9 protein-coding genes are annotated in these 17,169 nt (G+C 53.3%); 5 read left to right on the top strand and 4 right to left on the bottom strand.

All coding sequences use genetic code 11. The features are described from left to right. Window positions 1–356: 356 nt before the first annotated feature. From JT719_RS11885 to JT719_RS11865, 5 genes are all read left to right on the top strand, one after another. Entirely contained in the window at window positions 357–806 is a 450-nt protein-coding gene (locus JT719_RS11885; protein ID WP_207433536.1) for an RNA methyltransferase, read from the top strand. A gap of 149 nt (window positions 807–955) precedes the next feature. Continuing rightward, window positions 956–2,509 carry a BatA domain-containing protein gene (locus JT719_RS11880; RefSeq protein ID WP_207433534.1) on the top strand — a complete coding sequence of 518 codons (1,554 nt, stop codon included), beginning with the start codon at window positions 956–958 and terminating at the stop codon, window positions 2,507–2,509. Between the two features lie 29 nt (window positions 2,510–2,538). Next, window positions 2,539–4,758: a DUF4175 family protein gene (locus JT719_RS11875; protein WP_207433532.1), complete on the top strand. Its 2,220-nt coding sequence runs from the start codon at window positions 2,539–2,541 to the stop codon at window positions 4,756–4,758. A gap of 2 nt (window positions 4,759–4,760) precedes the next feature. Further along, window positions 4,761–6,548 carry a hypothetical protein gene (locus tag JT719_RS11870; RefSeq protein WP_207433530.1) on the top strand — a complete coding sequence of 596 codons (1,788 nt, stop codon included), beginning with the start codon at window positions 4,761–4,763 and terminating at the stop codon, window positions 6,546–6,548. Between the two features lie 189 nt (window positions 6,549–6,737). Further along, window positions 6,738–9,977: a T9SS type A sorting domain-containing protein gene (locus JT719_RS11865; protein WP_207433528.1), complete on the top strand. Its 3,240-nt coding sequence runs from the start codon at window positions 6,738–6,740 to the stop codon at window positions 9,975–9,977. 362 nt (window positions 9,978–10,339) lie between these two features. On the opposite strand, the gene JT719_RS11860 is transcribed toward JT719_RS11865, so the two are convergent. From JT719_RS11860 to JT719_RS25525, 4 genes are all read right to left on the bottom strand, one after another. Next, window positions 10,340–11,806 (bottom strand): PKD domain-containing protein, encoded by a 1,467-nt coding sequence (locus tag JT719_RS11860; protein WP_207433526.1) that lies wholly within the window; start codon window positions 11,804–11,806, stop codon window positions 10,340–10,342. Window positions 11,807–12,328: 522 nt separating this feature from the next. Continuing rightward, entirely contained in the window at window positions 12,329–12,970 is a 642-nt protein-coding gene (locus JT719_RS11855) for a response regulator (RefSeq protein WP_207433524.1), read from the bottom strand. Further along, window positions 12,957–14,924 (bottom strand): tetratricopeptide repeat-containing sensor histidine kinase, encoded by a 1,968-nt coding sequence (locus JT719_RS11850; protein ID WP_207433522.1) that lies wholly within the window; start codon window positions 14,922–14,924, stop codon window positions 12,957–12,959. The genes JT719_RS11855 and JT719_RS11850 overlap by 14 nt, the downstream gene beginning before the upstream one ends. 247 nt (window positions 14,925–15,171) lie before the next feature. Continuing rightward, the gene (locus JT719_RS25525) at window positions 15,172–17,154 is read right to left on the bottom strand and encodes an OmpA family protein (RefSeq protein ID WP_207433520.1); all 1,983 of its coding nucleotides are present in this window, start codon (window positions 17,152–17,154) and stop codon (window positions 15,172–15,174) included. Between the last annotated feature and the right edge of the window lie 15 nt (window positions 17,155–17,169).

Here is a 17,169-nt window from a genome sequence, read left to right as displayed (position 1 = left end):
TCACCTGAAACCGAGGAAAGCAGTGCACAGTTTGACCCTATCCTTGTTCACGCACTCTTTTCCTCTTTCAATCTCTCACATCTCTTAATACCCCTTGGATGAAGATCAGGCATGCGTGCGGACACGAGCCGGAGGCTCGCGCCAGCGGAATAATATTTTTGTAAAACAATCAGCAATTAACAATCAGCAATCAAAAAAAGCCGCTCAAGACCTCGTAGTGTCCGGAGGACCTGCGAGTGTCTCCTCCAATACCGTTTCCAGCCTGTTACCCCAAAATCAAGGCAGAAACAGAAATCTCCCTCCCTTACCTTTGTCTTGCATTCACTCATTCTCTCCATCACTCATTCACTCATTTTATGGAAAGCGGCTACTTTGGGATAGGCATCTTTGAACCGAAAAATGAGACCAACATGGGTACCTTGTGGCGGTCGGCGTCTATTCTGGGGGCCACTTTCATTTTCACCATAGGCAAGCGGTACAAGAAGCAGTCCACCGACACGAACAAGAGCTGGAAGGAGATTCCGCTGTTCCATTACACAGATTTCGAGGATTTCTACGTGCATCTGCCGTACAGTTGCCAGTTGGTGGGCGTGGAGCTGGATGCCCGGTCGGTGCCGGTAGAGCAATTTGCGCACCCAGACCGGTGTGTGTACTTGCTGGGCGCGGAAGACCACGGCCTCACCAACGCCGTGCGGGATCGGTGCCATCATCTGGTGCAGCTCCCGGGAGCTACTTCTTTGAACGTGGCCTCGGCGGGCTCCATCATGCTCTATGACCGTCACCTGAAGAACAGCCTGGGCAAGTAAAAGGGCTTTCCAAAAGGCAACTAAGGCGGGCCGGAACAGAATGCCCAGAGAATGTAGGAAAATCCATATGCTCCTCTTATCTTGGATTGCCAGACCAAGCTCCATTTGCTTGCGTCTTATGTCTTACCCCTGCGTTTATCTACCTCGTTTTGTTTCAGTTCCTGAGTCCGGTTTGGTTATGGGCAGCGGCCGCAGTAGCGGTGCCAATCGCGATCCACTTGTGGAACAAGAAGCCACCCCAAACGGTACCTGTAGGCAGTATCCGGTGGTTACAGCCCTCGCAGAGCCAACGCCTGAGCAGCCTGCACCTCACCCAACCCTGGCTCCTGTTGCTCCGCTGCCTGCTCATTTTACTGTTGGCCCTTCTTTTGGCCGGACTGCACTGGAAACGGGAAGTGCCCGTACAACCTAAAAAACACGCCTATCTGCACCCGGCGTTGTTTCAACCCCAATACCTCTCTCAGATTGCGGCTACCGTAGATTCAATGGCGGTCCAAGGCTGGCGTATCCATCGGCTGGAGCCGGGCTTCCCTGAGTTGTCTTTGACTCCTGAAGCTTCCATCAGAACGTTCCAGGTGGATAGTCTCTCCCCGGATACCACCAACGCGTGGGCTATGGCCCGGGTACTCAACCGCAGCCTCCCGTCCCATGCCACCGCCCAGATTTTCACCACTGATTTGCTGCGCCACCACCGGGGCGAGCATCCGCTGTTACGGAACGGCTTCAGCTGGATTCCGGTGAGTGTGCCCCAAACCCAAACTTGGCTGCAGGAGGCATATTACACCTCGTCTGGACAACTGCTTCTGCAGTTTGGGCGGAGCGAGGAACAGGAAATCACGTTCACGGAGCATCGGGTAGCGAAGCCGATTTCCGGGCAGGTGATTTCAATGCCTGGTTTTCCTTCGGTTCGGTTTACCAGCCATTCTGAGGTGGATTCACTTCATTTGTTGGGCAGCGCCAGAAACACCATCCCGCTTAGAAAGGAGCCCCTGCGGATGCTGGTGCGCTATGCGCATTCGCGGCAAGCCGATGTGCGTTACCTGCGGGCTGCCTTGCAAGCTGCGTTGGAGTACAAAGGCGTCGCTCATACGTTGACGGTATCTTCAGATGGGCAACCGCTGCCCACTTCGGCACCAGATTGGGTGTTCTGGCTTTCAGATGAATCTATGGCCTCGTTTCAGGCCCAGTTCCCCAAAAAGAAGCTGAAAACGCTGCAAGACGCTCCTGCCTCTGCAAAGGCGCAACCAGTTAGCACTTGGCTGCAGATTCCAGAACTTTCTAAGGCTATTCCGTTGCACCGCCGCATCCCGGCCCCCACCAATTCTTCCGTTGAAGTCCTGTGGCAAGACGGTTTCGGGCAGCCGATGCTCACGCAACAAACCCAGCAGTACGGAACACGGTACCACTTTTACAGCCGTTTCCATCCAGACTGGAATGCCCTTCCCGACAGCGGCCATTTCCCTGAACTGCTCCTGCGTCTGCTCTTCCCCGAAGACTCTTCCTGGCGCACGCTTTATGACACGCGCAGTTTACCCAAAGCCGTGGAACGGCTCCGCATGATTTCCGCCTCTTTTTCTGAAAACAAGCCTAAAACCACCGAAGAATCAATTGACCTGAAGCCGTGGCTGATAGGTTTACTAGTGCTGTTGTTGGCGTTAGAAAGGTGGTTAGCGAGCAGAAGCAAAACGCAGCAAATCGGGTAAGTTCAAGCAACAAATTTGAAGATAAACAGGTGATCCAAACCAACCAACATAGCACCCCAGCCTCTGCCGTTCTTGAACAAGTGCGGACGAAGTACCTTCAAAAGAAGGTGGGGCTGTTTGCGTTGCAGGGAGTAGGTTTGGTACTGCCGCTGTTGCTATGGGCATACCAGGGTTTGGGCGGTTCTTTAGGGCAAGTGGCAGCAATTACGTTGGTGTTGTTGGTATTAGGCGTGCAGGTCAGCCGTTGGTACAACCTCAGGAAAAAAACCGATTACCCCACCGTTGCCCGGCACCTGAACCGAAAGTATCCGCAACTGGAAGAAAGTACCGAGTTGCTGCTTCAGCCGGAAAACGAATTGCCGTTGCTGGGGCAATTACAACGACAGCGGACGGCTGAAATGTTGAACCAGATTTCCCCGCAGGAAGCCTCCAGGGTAAATTTCAGGAGTAGCTGGATGCTGCTCTTAACGGGAGTAGCCTTGGCCGCTGTCCTCTGGTTTGTACCGGCAAACTTCCTCCCGAAGAAACAAGCACCCGGAACGGCTACCGGCACCGCCAGCAATGTAAACCAACCCGTAGCCGAACCCAAAGCCATTCTGCCGGCCATTGAGCAGATGCACCTGCGCATCACACCGCCGGGCTACACCCGGAAAGCGGCGTATGCTGTGACTACGCCTTCGTTCAAAGCCGAGGCTGGGGCTCAAATCACCTGGACCGTGCAAACTAATCAGCCTGTCGCTTCTTTTCAGTTGGTGCTGAGCAACCAGAAACCTATTCCGTTGCGGCCGGTAGCCGGGCAGGAAAACACCTATACCGCTTCCCTCACGGCCACGCAATCTGCGCTGTATCACCTGCGGCTGAACGGACAGGCTTCAGACTTTTATTCCATCGAAGTCATTCCAGACGAAGCACCCTCTATCCAGATCAGGAAACCCGCACAGTACACTGAGGTTTTGTTCGGAGATCCGCAGCGGATAACTCTCCAGGGCACCTTTCAGGATGATTACTGTCTCCGGAACGCCGATCTGATTGCCACCGTCGCCAAAGGCGAAGGTGAAGCCGTGAAGTTCCGGGAGCAGCGCATTCCCTTGAAACTTTCTTTCCAAGGGCAGCCCCGGCAGGTGCAACTGAACCAGACCCTCAACCTGCAGCAACTGGGCATGACCTACGGCGATGAGCTCTATTTTTACCTGCAGGCCTGGGACAACCACCGGGGCTACATCCGCACCGAGGCTTTTCTGGTAGAGATTGAAGACACCACTATTGTGGAAACCATGGATGATATGTCCTTGGGCGTGGCGCCTAACCCCGAGTATTTCCGGAGTCAGCGGCAGATCATCATTGACACTGAGAAACTCATCCAAGAGCAGAAAGGCCTTACCCAAACGGTGTTCCAGGAGCGCTCCAACAACATTGGCGTAGACCAGAAGTTGCTACGCCTGCGCTACGGCAAGTTCCTGGGCGAGGAGTTTGAATCGAACATTGGCACGGCCGGTCTGCCCGAAGGCTTAGCAGAGGGGCACACCCTGGATGACGGGCACGACCACTCCCCCAAGAAAGGCGAAAGCGAGCACCAGAACCAGATGAACGAGTTGCTGGACCCTTATCTACACAAGCACGACCAGGAAGAAGCCGCCACCTTCTTTGAACCGGCCGTCAAAGCCCAGCTCAAAGGTGCCTTGGCCCAGATGTGGGAAGCCGAGCTTCGGCTCAGGACCGCCAGGCCTAAAGAAGCCCTGCCCTTTGAATACAAAGCCTTGCGGATGCTCAAGGAAGTGCAGCAAAAGTCCCGAGCGTACGTGAAGAAAACCGGTTTTGAGCCTCCTCCGCTCAAAGAACCCGAAAAACGCCTCACCGGCGATCTAAGCAAAGTGCAGCCCGTGCAAACCCGCCGGGAAGAAAAGCCCGAGGTAACGGCCCCCGTGGTGCGGCAAGCCTTGGTGCGGGTGGCGCAGATCAGGCAAGGAGCAAAGCCCTCCTCAGCAGATGCCGCCCTGCTGGAGCAAGCCGGACAAGAACTGGGCAAAGCCGCCGTGCAGGAACCCGGAAGATATTTAAGGGCTTTGCAGGACATCCGCCAACTGGCGCAGGAAATCAGGGGGCAGCGGCCGCTTTGTGCAGAGTGCCTTACCCGCGCCGAAGCCACCTTCCACCGTTTCCTGCCTGTTTCTTCTAAAACAGTGCAGAAACCGGTTGCGCCCGCCGCGCCTAAAAAGTTGGCTCAGGACTATTTTAACCGGCTCAAGTAACCATGGAGATACCTTTGCCCTTTCTGTTGGGAGTAGCGGTGTTGCTGGGAAGCTGGCTGACCTGGCTTGCCGTGCGCCGTCCGGACCGCCGCCGGTTAGCGTGGCGATTACTGGCTTCCTGGGGAGTAGTTGCGTGCCTGGTGCTGCTGTTGGTGCCGCCTAAAATAAACCGCACCTACAATGCCTCAGAGGTCCTTCTGCTCACCGACGGCTACAGCCCAGATACCCTGCAACGTTTGTTGAAAAGCCTGAAGCCTCGTCCGCAGGTGTACGGGTTGAACGTGGACGCCGAAGTTGCCCAGCCCGTAGCAGACCTCACCGCTTTTTTAAAACAGCACCCGGAAGTAAAAACCATTCATGTGTTGGGACATGGCCTTCCGGCCGAAGAGATGCCTGCGTCTGATTCTTTGCGGTTCGTGCCCCACTTGTCTGAACTTCCCACCGGTGTGCTGGCTGCCTCCTGGCCTAAAGAGGTAACCTTGGGCGAAGAGGTGCAGGTGCAAGGTACGTTCCATGCCCCATCAGCGCAGGAAACCAAGGTATTTCTGCACTCGTCTGGTGCGGCCCGTGATTCGGCAGCCGTAAAGAAAGGAGCGCAGGCGTTTCGCTTAAAGTTTACCCCTAAGACGGGGGGTAAGTTTGTCTATACCTTGCGCTGGACCGGGGCCAATGATTCTGTGTACCAGGAAGCCGTTCCGGTAGAGGTGAAGGCTCCGCGCCCGCTGAGCGTGCTGGTGCTTTCTTCGGCGCCCTCGTTTGAGGTGAAATTCCTGAAGAACTTCTTAAGCCAGCAAGGGCACCACGTAGCCATCCGGACCCAAGTGAGCAAGGGCATCTTCCAGACCGAAGTGGTGAACCTTGCTTCAACAAAGCTGGATAGACTCACAACCGGGCTTTTGCAGAAGTTTGACGCGGTGCTCCTGGATGAAACAGCCTTACAGAATCTGAGCGGTGCAGAGAAACAAGCGCTGCAGCAAGCCGTTCGGCAGCAAGGTTTGGGGACGCTAACCACCCTTTCTCAGCCCAGTTCCAAAGCCATTCCGTTTTTTGCGGAGACCGTTTTCAAGCCAGTTTCCCAGAAACAGCCCAGAAACGGAACGGTGCGGTGGCAAGGGTTGGCTTCTTCCAATGCCGTGCTTTCTTTGCCAACCAGAGTTCTTCAACTTAAGGATGGACAGCAAGCAATGGTTTGGGAACAGAACCAACAGCAGACCTTGGCAGTACGGTACCGTCGGGGTATGGGGCAGGTGGGCGTAAGTGTGCTGCCCGAGACTTTCCCGTTGGTGTTGGAAGGCAAAGAAACACTGTATCAGCAATACTGGGCAACCGTTTTGAATGCCATCGCCAAACCTGCAGAAGAACCGTCTTTAGCTGTTATGCCCTCCATTCCGCAAGCGCATCAGTTACTACAGGTTTCTTTCTCAGTAAATTCTTCCGCCCATAAAGTAACGTTTCAGAGTCTGAAGGCCGGAACTGCCGCGCCAGTTCTGGTTCAACCTTCTTCTCTCCTGCAGGAGCAGCAGCAAGGCTTGTTGTGGCCGCAGGAAACCGGTTGGTATTCTGTTCTTACCTCTGGTGGACAGGAGAGCTCTGCGTTTGTGCAACCCGAGAACAGTTGGCAAACGCAGAAACTTCAGCAACAGCAGCAGGCGTTCCTAAAGTTAGTCAAACAGACAGCCGCCTCTCCAGACACTCAGTCCATGCAAGTGCAGACTGATTTTCCTTTGTGGGGTATTGGACTTTTCTTGCTTGTGTCTTTAAGTTACCTGTGGTTGGAAGAGAAACTCTAAGAGAAATTATTCTACTTCTAACTATCTCCAACAGAAAATATGTAGTCCTCTGATTTTCTGCGTTAATCGGCTTATTTCCCCAATTAAGCGAAAATTCATGCAATAATTTTCTTGGCATAATACCTTTGATCTGAATATCCCGTACAGCTATCAGGCATATTCTTATTAAGAAAATTATAAAGCAATTGTATGCGGTTAACTCTACTGCTTTTCTTATGCATTTTCCTAGACCAATCTGGCTTTAAGAAAGATGTTTATGCGAAAGGTTCTGCTTTACCCTCGTTTGCAGAAACCCTTAAAACGCAACCCATCACGGGCTCTCCCTTTTGTGTGGGAAGCACCTTTTTGGTGTCGTTTACCACAGATGCGGTTCTTCCAGCTGACAATGTCTTCAGTGTTCAGCTCTCCAATGGCAGCGGGAGCTTCAGTTCTCCAAGAGTACTGGCTTCTGCCCCGGGGACAGGTTCCGGTTCCATTCAGGTGACATTGCCTTCCAGTGTGGCGGCAGGAACGGCATACCGCATCAGGGTGGTGGCTTCCAAGGCTCCGGCAGGTTTGGCAGTGGAAGACAACGGTCAGAATTTGATGATGGGTACTCCGCCCACGGTGGCTATTACCGCCAATGATGGGCTTTGCGCCGGAGGAACTCTTACCTTAACCGCAAATAATGTGAGTGGGGCCACTTATACCTGGAGAGGGCCTAACAACTTTACAGCTACGGGCAGATCGGTATCAATCCCAGCGGTGGAGACCTCGGCCGCCGGAACGTACACGGTCACCATCCAGGCCAACGGATGCACCGCCACGGGCAGCAAAGAAATCACTATAAAACCAGCCTTTGCCGATGCCGGGGCAGACATTCTTACCTGTCCGGGACAGTCTGTGCAGTTACAGGCAACCGGAGGGGTGAAGTACAGTTGGTCGCCCAGCGCGTCCTTGACCGATGCCACCATTGCTAATCCTATTGCCACTCCCTCGGCTACTACCACTTATACCGTGACCGTGACCAATGAGAATGGCTGCGTGCGCACCGATAAAGTGGTGGTAACAGTGAGTCCTCTGCCTACGCTGACCATCAGCCCCAGCGCTCCTTCTATCTGCTTGGGTTCCTCTGTGCAGTTGCAGGCCAGCGGCGCGGCTTCGTATTCCTGGAGCCCTGCTGCCGGGTTAGATGATCCTACCAGCGCTACTCCGGTAGCTTCGCCCAGCCAAACCACCATCTACACCGTCACCGCAACTTCGGCTGCTGGCTGTGTGAGCACCAAAACTGTGACCGTAACGGTGAAGAATCCGCCCGTGGCCAATGCCGGGTTTGACAAAGCAGTCTGCTCTGGTCAGGCGCAGGTACTGGGCTCAGCGGCTACTTCTTCCGGTACCTATCTTTGGGAACCGGCCATTGGATTGTCCAGCGCCACTGTGAAGACACCTACCCTTACCTTGGTGAACAACACCAATCAGCCTGTCACCCATGTGTACAAGCTAACAGTTACTTCTAATGGCTGTGTCTCTACCGACGAAGTGGCCGTAACAGTGAACCCAGCGGTTTTGGCAAATGCTGGTCCCGATGTGGCCATCTGTACGGGAGGCAGTACCCAATTGAAAGCGAGCGGAGGTGTTACCTATAGATGGAGCCCAGCCACAAACCTCAGTGATCCCAACAGTGCCAATCCAGTAGCCTTTCCTACTGCCACCACCCGTTACATTGTAACAGTGACTAACGCCGAGGGCTGTAGTCGAAATGATACGGTGTTCGTGAATGTGAATCCATTGCCGGTGGTCACAGTGACACCTGCGGCTCCGGCAGTATGCGTGGGTTCTTCTGTGCAACTGCAAGCCTCCGGTGCGGCTACTTACCGGTGGAGCCCGGCTACGGGGTTAAGTGATCCTACGGCACCCAACCCCATCGCTTCTCCTGTGGGCACTACCACCTATACCGTGATTGGTTATTCTGAGGCCGGATGCGCCAGTGTGGCCAAAACGGTAACCGTAAAAGTGAACCCAATTCCAGTAGCCAATGCTGGTCCAGACAAGGTGGTTTGTTCAAGGCAAGGAACTACGTTAGGCGCGGCCGCTGTGGCGGGGTATACCTATTCCTGGTCACCTGCCATAGGATTAAACAATGCCAGGGCAGCTAATCCGACTCTTACTTATCCCGGAGACAATGCAGAGCCTATCACCGTTGAATATACTTTAACTGTAACGGCAAACGGATGTTCTTCCACGGATGTCGTGCGGGTGACCGTAAATCCTGCGGCCTACGCCGGCCCCGATGTGGCCATTTGCCAAGGTTCCAGCACCCAACTGCAAGCCTCGGGTGGATTGACCTACAACTGGAGCCCTGCTGCAGGCCTAAGCGATCCTACCATTGCCAACCCGATTGCCAACCCGACAGCCACTACTACCTACACGGTCACTATCACTAACCCGAATGGCACTTGCGTGAAGACCGATCAGGTAAAGGTGACGGTAAATCCATTGCCAACTGTTACGGCTAGAGCCTCGGTGGCCACCATTTGTGCGGGAGGTTCAGTAACTCTGTCGGCCACGGGCGGCACCAGTTACCTGTGGTCTCCAAGCATCGGGCTTGATAACCCAGCCAGCGCTTCACCGGTGGCCACCCTCACGGAAACCACCACGTTCACGGTTACCGCTACCGATGCGAAGGGGTGTTCCAATACCGCTCAGGTCACGGTAAATGTGAACAAAGCAACCACGCCAACCATTCAGGCCGATGGCCCGACCAGCTTCTGCCCCGGCGGCAAGGTGGCCCTGACATCGTCTCCAGCTTCTTCTTACCTGTGGAGTAACGGACAGACTACCCAGTCCATTGAAGTAACCCAGGCGGGATCTTACACCGTGACCATCACCGACCAGAATGGTTGTACGGCTAGTTCCGCACCTACGGTAGTTTCAATCTCGGCACTGCCGGTGGTGACGCTGGAGCCGTTTACCAATGTTTGCAAAGACAGAGGAACGTTTACCCTGACCGGAGGAGCCCCAACCGGAGGAACGTACAGCGGACCAGGCGTAAGCAACAACCAGTTCCATACTGCTGAGGCTGGTGAAGGCACCCACACCATTACGTACACGTACACCAATGAACAAGGCTGTACGGCAACGGCTTCTCAGACCTTAACGGTAGGCAACTGCCTTGGGGTTGAAGATGATTTGCAAGCGGCTTCCCTGAGAGTGTTTCCTTCTCCTGCCCAAGACGAGCTGACGGTAACATTAACCCTCACCAAGAAAGAGGAAGTCTCCATTTTACTGACCGACCTGAAAGGGCATGTTATTTACAAACTTGCCGTCTCAGCACCAGCGGGCGAGTTTAAGAGAATCATTCCGGTGCAGACACTGCCCCAAGGGATGTACCTGCTGCAGTACAGAACGCCAAATGCCACTGCTAGCAAGAAAGTAGTAATTGCACGCTAATCCATAACTAGATCTCATGAAAAAGGCCTGGCAGTTTGTCGGGCCTTTTTCATGGGATCTAATCGTATAGAGTGGACACGTCTTCTGGATCTTTTATAAGAAAAGAATTAAGCATCTTGAAACCCAAAGGATCAATTTCTACTCTATGCTAACCTATTCTCAAATTCAATAATAAGCACCAGGAGGTTCAATGCTCCCTTGGTTACACTCATTTTTGGTTTGGATCCATATGGCTGAAAGAGAAACTCTAAAAGCTATTCTTCATTCAAATCTGCTTTCATTTCCATACCGACTTAAAAAACAGACCTCCGGGCTCAGTTACCTAAGAACTGAACCCGAAGATCTGCTTAAGAAGCTTTTGCTTAATGACTCACATTATGAAACACAGGAGCCAGGGCATTTGAGGTGAAGGTATTGGCGGTTTCCATATCTGCGTTGAAGGTCACATCGCGGCCATTGAGGTATACTCCGTAGCCGCCGCTGTGGCTGATAACTGAGTTTTTCATGGTTAGGCTGCCGCCGTGGCTCACCACTACGCTGGTCTTCACACCGGAGATTATATCGGCACCGCCGGCATAACTGATCTGCACATGCTCCATCCGGTTAGAGGCGCTTCTGGTGTAAATCATGATCCCGTTCCAGGAGCCGGTTGTTTTGGAAACGCCCGTGAAGGTGATCTTCTTTTCGGGGGTGCCTACGGCATGAAGGTAGCCATCTCCAATATCAAACTGCTGGTCCTCGGCTACTTCAATGGTGATGCCTGGGGTGAGCCTCCAGCCGGCATGCACGCCTATGAACCCAAGGAAGCGGTACGGGGTGTTGTCATTGAAAGCGGGCCACACCACCTCATTGTTACCCTCCACGGAAGAGCGCATCACCTCAATAACGTTTCTTGCGTTGCTGCTGGTAAACACGCTGGCGGCATCCAGCACCGGCACATTGTTGGCCGCTAATTTCAACGGTGCCTCTGCGTTGTGGCTTAGGGTGTTGTTGGCAAACCCCACCAGGATGGAACCCTCGGCCAGGTACAGACCGTGTCCGCCGCTTTGCGAGATAGTGGTGTTCTTGATGGTTAAGCGGGCGTCTTCGGTTACTACAATATTGGCTCTGGCGTCACTCATCAGGTCTTCGCTGCCGCCGTACACTACCTCGGCGTGCGAGAACTCGTTCAGGCTGCTGTTAGAGTAGAACATGATGCCGGTCCAGTAGCCTTTCTGAGCCGTTTTACCAGTGAATTTAATCTTGTTAGTAGCCTCGCCCTTCGCGATCAGCACCCCGCCGTTTCCGTTAACCGACATGCTGACATCTTCCGCGAAAGCAATGACCACGCCTGGTTTAACGGTCAGCTCGGCGTTTACGCCTATGTCATCGTTCACCAGGTAATCGGGGAGGTTTGGATCAGCGATGCGGTTTTCCAGCACGGTTTTCACGTCTATGTCCTGCAACACCATTGCCGATGAGGTGACCGTCACCAGCACTTTATCTTTAACCGACACCTTGCCGTTGCTAACTGTTAACTCTGCCTCATATTCACCCGGTTGGTCTGGCATGAAGGTGGCTTCTACGGTATTGGCCCCGGTGAGCGCGGCGTTGCTGTTGGCCGGTTTCTTGGTGAAACTCCAGGAATACGTGAGCGGTTGGTTCTCGCTGTCCTCAGAAGCGCTGCCGTCCAGGGTAACGGTTCTGATAAACTCCACCTGTTGGTCTGGGCCGGCGTTCGCCACTAGTGTGTTAGGCATTGGATCTTCGTTGTCCTCTTTGTCTTCGCAGGCGGAAAACAACAACATGGCAGGAAGAAGGAGCAGGAATATTTTTCTTAAAGGGAACATAGTGGGTTGTTGAAAGTTGAACGATGAGGGGAAAAACAAATCTTTAAACCTGTGAATTGGTCCGTTTTAGGGGCGTTTTATCAGAAACAGGACAAAACCTTGCTAACAACCGGCCGGTGAAAGGCATAGGTATCCTGTCATTGATTTTTGGAATCATTGCTTTTTGTAGAGAGTAAAATTCTGATTAGTTGTTTGCCTGTGGCTAATCCTGAGGGCCGTTGAAAGTCTGGCGCACGCTAAAGAGCTCCCAACTTCAGGGAGTCTAAGAAGGCAAACGATTGAGGAGAATGATCTTTTTCATAGTAGCTAGTCCTGTTCTGTTGGGGTGATTGAATAGGACAAATTTAGGCTACCAGGCACGGGCATTTTTGCGCAAAAACGCTGGAAAATGTAATTAAGTAGTACTACGTAGTTGCTTCTGCAAAGCAGACAGCCGGAGATGAAGGAAGAGTTGCCAGGCCAGCAAAGCTGCAAGTCTGGGCCGTTTTCTGTGGGTTTGCAGGACCAGGCTTGCCGGGCGGTTTAATCAATAAGACCTCTTTTGATGGCTTCTTTTACCAGGGCGGCTGTGTTTTTGGCCCCTAATTTCTGAGTTAAGTTGAATCTGTGTGTCTCTACCGTGCGCAAACTCAGGAAGAGTTTATCAGCGATTTCCTGGTTGCTGTGTTCCTCGGCTACCAGCTTCAGGATTTCCTTTTCCCGCTTGGTCAGGGGGATCTCAAACATAGACCGCCGCTGGCCGGTAAGGCTTTCCTGCAGCAATAGCTTTTTGATGGAGTCGTCAAGGTACTCCTGTCCGCTTGTCACTTCTTTAATGGCTTGCAGCAAGGTCTGTTGATCGGCGTTTTTCAGAACATAGCCCGAGGCACCGTTCCTTATCACCTGCTTTACCAAATGGCTATCGTCAAAGCTGCTGAAGGCGATGATCTTCACGCCCGCATTCTTCTTTAAGACCAGTTTGCAGAGGTCAATGCCATTGATCTGGGGCATCTGGATGTCCATCAGCAGCACATCTGGCGGGGTGTGCGTGACATACTCCAATAACTCCTGATGGTTTGTGGTGCTCAGGACAACGTCTAGCTCTGGGGCAGCAGAAAACATGGAAACCAAACCATTGATTACTACCTGATGGTCATCTATGATAGCCAGTTTAACTGAGTTCATATGCTTCTACTTCTAACCCGCTGGTTTCAAATTCAAGATAGGCACTCACGCCACTGCCGACCTCGGCTTCTACTTCCAAGGTGCCGTTGATGGCTTTTACCCGACTCTTCAGGCTGCTCAGGCCTAAGCCATCACCTTTCTCCTGGTGGCTGAACCCAATGCCGTTGTCTTCCACCGTGCCCGAAAGCACGTTGTGCTGATAACTCAACTGAACAATGGCCTTGTCTGCTTTGGAGTGCTTGATAATGTTGTTGATGAGTTCCTGCACAATCCGGTACACCGAGAGCTCAAAGCTGTCTTTGTACCGCTTTATCTCGCCCCAGGAATCATACTGCACCACCAGCGTTTTCTCATTGCTGATGTTGAGGCAGTACCGGCGCAGAGCTTCGTCCAGGCCGTGTTGCATGAGCATTTCGGGCATGAGGTTATGGGCGGTTTTTCTTACCTCGTAAGAAGCCTCGTCCAGCAACGTGACTGCCTGCTGGTAGCCAATGTTCTGAAGAACCCGTTCGTCTTGCAGAGACAGACTGCCCACGTGCATTTTCACGGCGGCCAGCATGCCCGCCACACCATCATGCAAATCTTTGGCAATGCGCGTCCGTTCTTTTTCCTCCCCTTGCATGAGCGCCTGCAGCACTTCAATCTCCTGCACCTGCTGCAGCGCCAGCAGTTTTTCAGCGGCGGCTTTCTGCCGGTTGCGGTAGAACTGGTACAGCAGCACAATGAGGAACAACAACACCACCAGCGCAAACACCGAAAGGTAGATCAGGTTGTTCTTTTTCTGCAGTTCCAGGCTGGTGTTGGCAATGGTAAGCTGCTGCTGGGCAATCGCTTTTTCCTTTTGTGAGGTCTGGTACTCCATCTCCATCTTATGGATGTTGCGCTTGTGCTCGGCGCTTTGCAGCGAGTCATTGAGGGCCTCGTATTTCTTGCGGAAGTCCAGGGCCTGGTACGGCTGGCGCAGTTCCTCCTTGATCTCGGCTCCCAAGTGGTACATCTGCCGGAGTTCTGCTCTCGCCCCAATGGATTGCGCCAGCTTCAGGCCTTTCTCTAAGTAGGTATTCGCCAGTTGCGGGGAACCCAGCAGGAAATGCACCCGGGCCATGCCCCAATCGAACCGGAAGGCGTAATCTGGGTCTGAGTAGGTTTTCAGTATCTGGGCTCCTTTCCGGAAATAAGCCGAAGCCGAGTTGTAGTTCTTCTGGTCTATGGCCACTTCGCCCAGAATGAGATAGGCATCCAGTTCATAGCTGGGGTCTTTGAGGGCTTTGCCGTACGCAATCACCTGCAGATTGTGCTGGATGGATTTCTCATACTGCTTGAGGTGTTTTTCAGCGGAGGCAATGTTCACCAGGCTGCTGGCTACCCCAAAGGAATCCTGGAGTTGCACCGACAGTTTATGGCTCAAAGTAGCGTAATGCAGGCCTTTTTTGGCGTCTCCCAGCTCTAAAAAGACAAATGCCAGGTTGTTGGTGTAGCGCCGCACAAACGTGAGGCTGTCTATGGCCTCCGCAATATGGATGGCCTTGAGGTAATACGTGGCGCAGGAGTCCAGGGCACCTTTGCGGCCGTACTCGTGCCCGGCGTTATTGTAGGCAATGGCCAAGGAGGCACTGTCTTTCATCTCCTTGCAGAGTTCAATGGAACGGAGGTTCAGCTTCAGCGCCTCGTCATACTTGCCCTCGCGGTTGAGTACGTGGATGTAATAACTGGTAAAGAGCACCAGGCCATACTTGAAATTATTCTTTCGGGACAGTGCTTCGGCCTGCAGGAAGTAGTACCGGGCAGAGTCCAGGTTGTCATTGAGCAGGTGCCTGTCTCCGGCAACAATCAGGCTGTTCACCTGCCGTTTCAGGGTTTTCTCAGCTAAGAGTTGCATCTGGGCCTGCGCCTGTAACGTGCCGGCCAGCCACAGGAAAAACGCACAAAGAAGACGGAAGATGTTTATCTGCATCCAGAGTGGGGTTTAGCAAAGAAAGCGAACGGTAAAGAGCTGGGTATAAAAATCCTATAATTTAGAAGAATAAACAAATAGAATTCTCCTAATGCTGAGTCAGGAAATCTGATGCGCTCTCCACTACTCGTTTCGCCACTTTGAGCAGAGCCATACTAAGCAACCGTAACAGAAATGCCATCCTGATTTTGGGCTGTTTTAAGTAAAACAGCCCAAAATCAGGATGGCTCCAAAGGAAAGCGGGTGATTATTTGATGATCTTGAACTCAGTGCGGCGGTTGAGCTGGTGGTCTTCCTCAGAGCACGGTACGCCATCTTTGCAGCGGTTCAGGAGCCGGGTTTCGCCGTAACCTTTGGCCACCACGCGTTTAGAGTCCACGCCTTTGGAAAGAATGTAGAGCACCGCTGTAGACGCCCGCAGTTGCGAAAGCATCTGGTTGTAGCGGTACGTCTGGCGGCTGTCTGTGTGGGAGCTGAGTTCAATCCTAATCTCGGGGTTATCGCGCAGCATGTCCACCACTTTGTTTAGTTCTTCCTTGGCCTCGGGCCGAAGGTCGTGCTTGTCCAGGTCGTAGTAGATGTTCTCCAGCACAATGGCCTGGTCCTGGATGTTGCGGTCCAGGACCATCTCAATGTGAACCGTGTCTGTTACCTTGCGGCAGTCTGGCGCCACCTGAATGGTTTTGGTAAGATAACCTTTTTTGCTGCCTTTGATGGTGTACGTCTGATTGGCTTTGGCGATGAACAGGAACTGTCCGTCCTCGTTGGAAATAATCCGGAAGGTGCTGTTGGGGTCTCCGTTGGTAGTCACATCCAGATTCACGGCCTCTACGGGCACTTTCACAAACCGGCCTTTGGTACGGGTGGGCACCCGCGCAAACGTGGCTCCCGCCAACTGGCAAGGCGTGGTAGACGGACCTACCCGGTAGATATCATCTGAATTGCCGTCGCCGCCCCGGTTAGAAGACAAGAACCCGTTTTTGCTGTCCTTTTCGAAAATCAGGCCGAAATCATCCCTTGGCGAGTTGTACGGGTAGTACAGGTTTTTCACTTCCACCCAGGCATCACCGTTGCCGGTTGCCGAGAAGATGTCCAGGCCGCCCATGCCCAGGTGCCCGTCTGAGGAGAAGAAAAGCCGGCCGTCTGGCTGCACCACCGGAAACACCTCTTTGCCCGGCGTGTTGATGGTGGGGCCGGCATTGATAGGCACTGACCAGTCTCCGGGCCCTTGCCGCACGCTGTAGTAGATATCGGTCTGGCCGTAGCCGCCGGGCATGTCTGAGGCAAAGTACAGAATGGTGCCATCTGGCGAGAGCGCCGGGTGCCCTACCGAGTAGGACTCGCCTTTGCTGTGCGGGAACAGCTTCACTTCTTTCCACTTTCCTTTTTCCTGAACGGCCGTGTAGATCTCCAGCCGGTCAATGAAGTCCTCGGTTTTAGAGTAGCGTTGCCAGTTAAATTCCTCGGCCAGTTCCTGGGGCAGCACGCGTTTCTTAACCCTTTTGGTGCGGGTGAAGAATATCTCCTCAAAGCTGGGGGAGAACGTGGCCGTGGCGTTGTGGAACTGGGTGTTAATGCTTTTCTCCAACGGTTTTATATCGCCCCAGGTGTTGTTGCTTTGCCGTTGGGCCTGGTAGAGCTGCAGGAAAGGTGCGCCGGTCCAGCCGTAAACTTTCTTGCTTTTGGAAGTCTGGCCCCGGTCAGAGGAAAAGACCAGGTTTTCTTTATAAAACGTGGGGCTGAAATCTGAGAACTTTGAGCTTAGCGTGCTGTCAACGGTTACATCCACCGGCAGAGGGCGATTAATCCAGCTCATGGCCATGTCACAGGCCTGAACCAGTTGCTGCGCCTCGGTTCTGCGCGAAGGATCACGCTGGGCAAAGAGCTGATAGGCTTGCTTGGCTTCCTGGTACTTCCCGTTCTGGCGGCAGGCGTTGGCAAAATAGTACAGATTGCCAGGAGCCGAGGTAGGGAAAAGCAGGGTTTGCCGGTACCAGAACTCAGCCGCCCCGGGCTGATTGATGAGGCGGTAGCAGTGCGCAATCCGCTCAGTGATGTGCAAGGTAGGCTGGCCTTTGTCCAGAAGTTTGAGGTACTCTTCCAGCGCGAGCGCGTAATCAAAGTTACTGTAGTGCTTGTCTGCCTTGGTTTGGTTTGCCTGTGCCTGCAAGGCGGCCGGCTGAAAGCAATACGTGAGACAAACTACAAGTAAAAGGTAAATAATCTTCACAATTCCAGTTCTTGC

The organism is Sabulibacter ruber (assembly GCF_017355955.1).
Lineage (GTDB): Bacteria > Bacteroidota > Bacteroidia > Cytophagales > Hymenobacteraceae > Nibribacter > Nibribacter ruber_A.
This window is presented reverse-complemented; position numbering and strand designations above follow the sequence as displayed.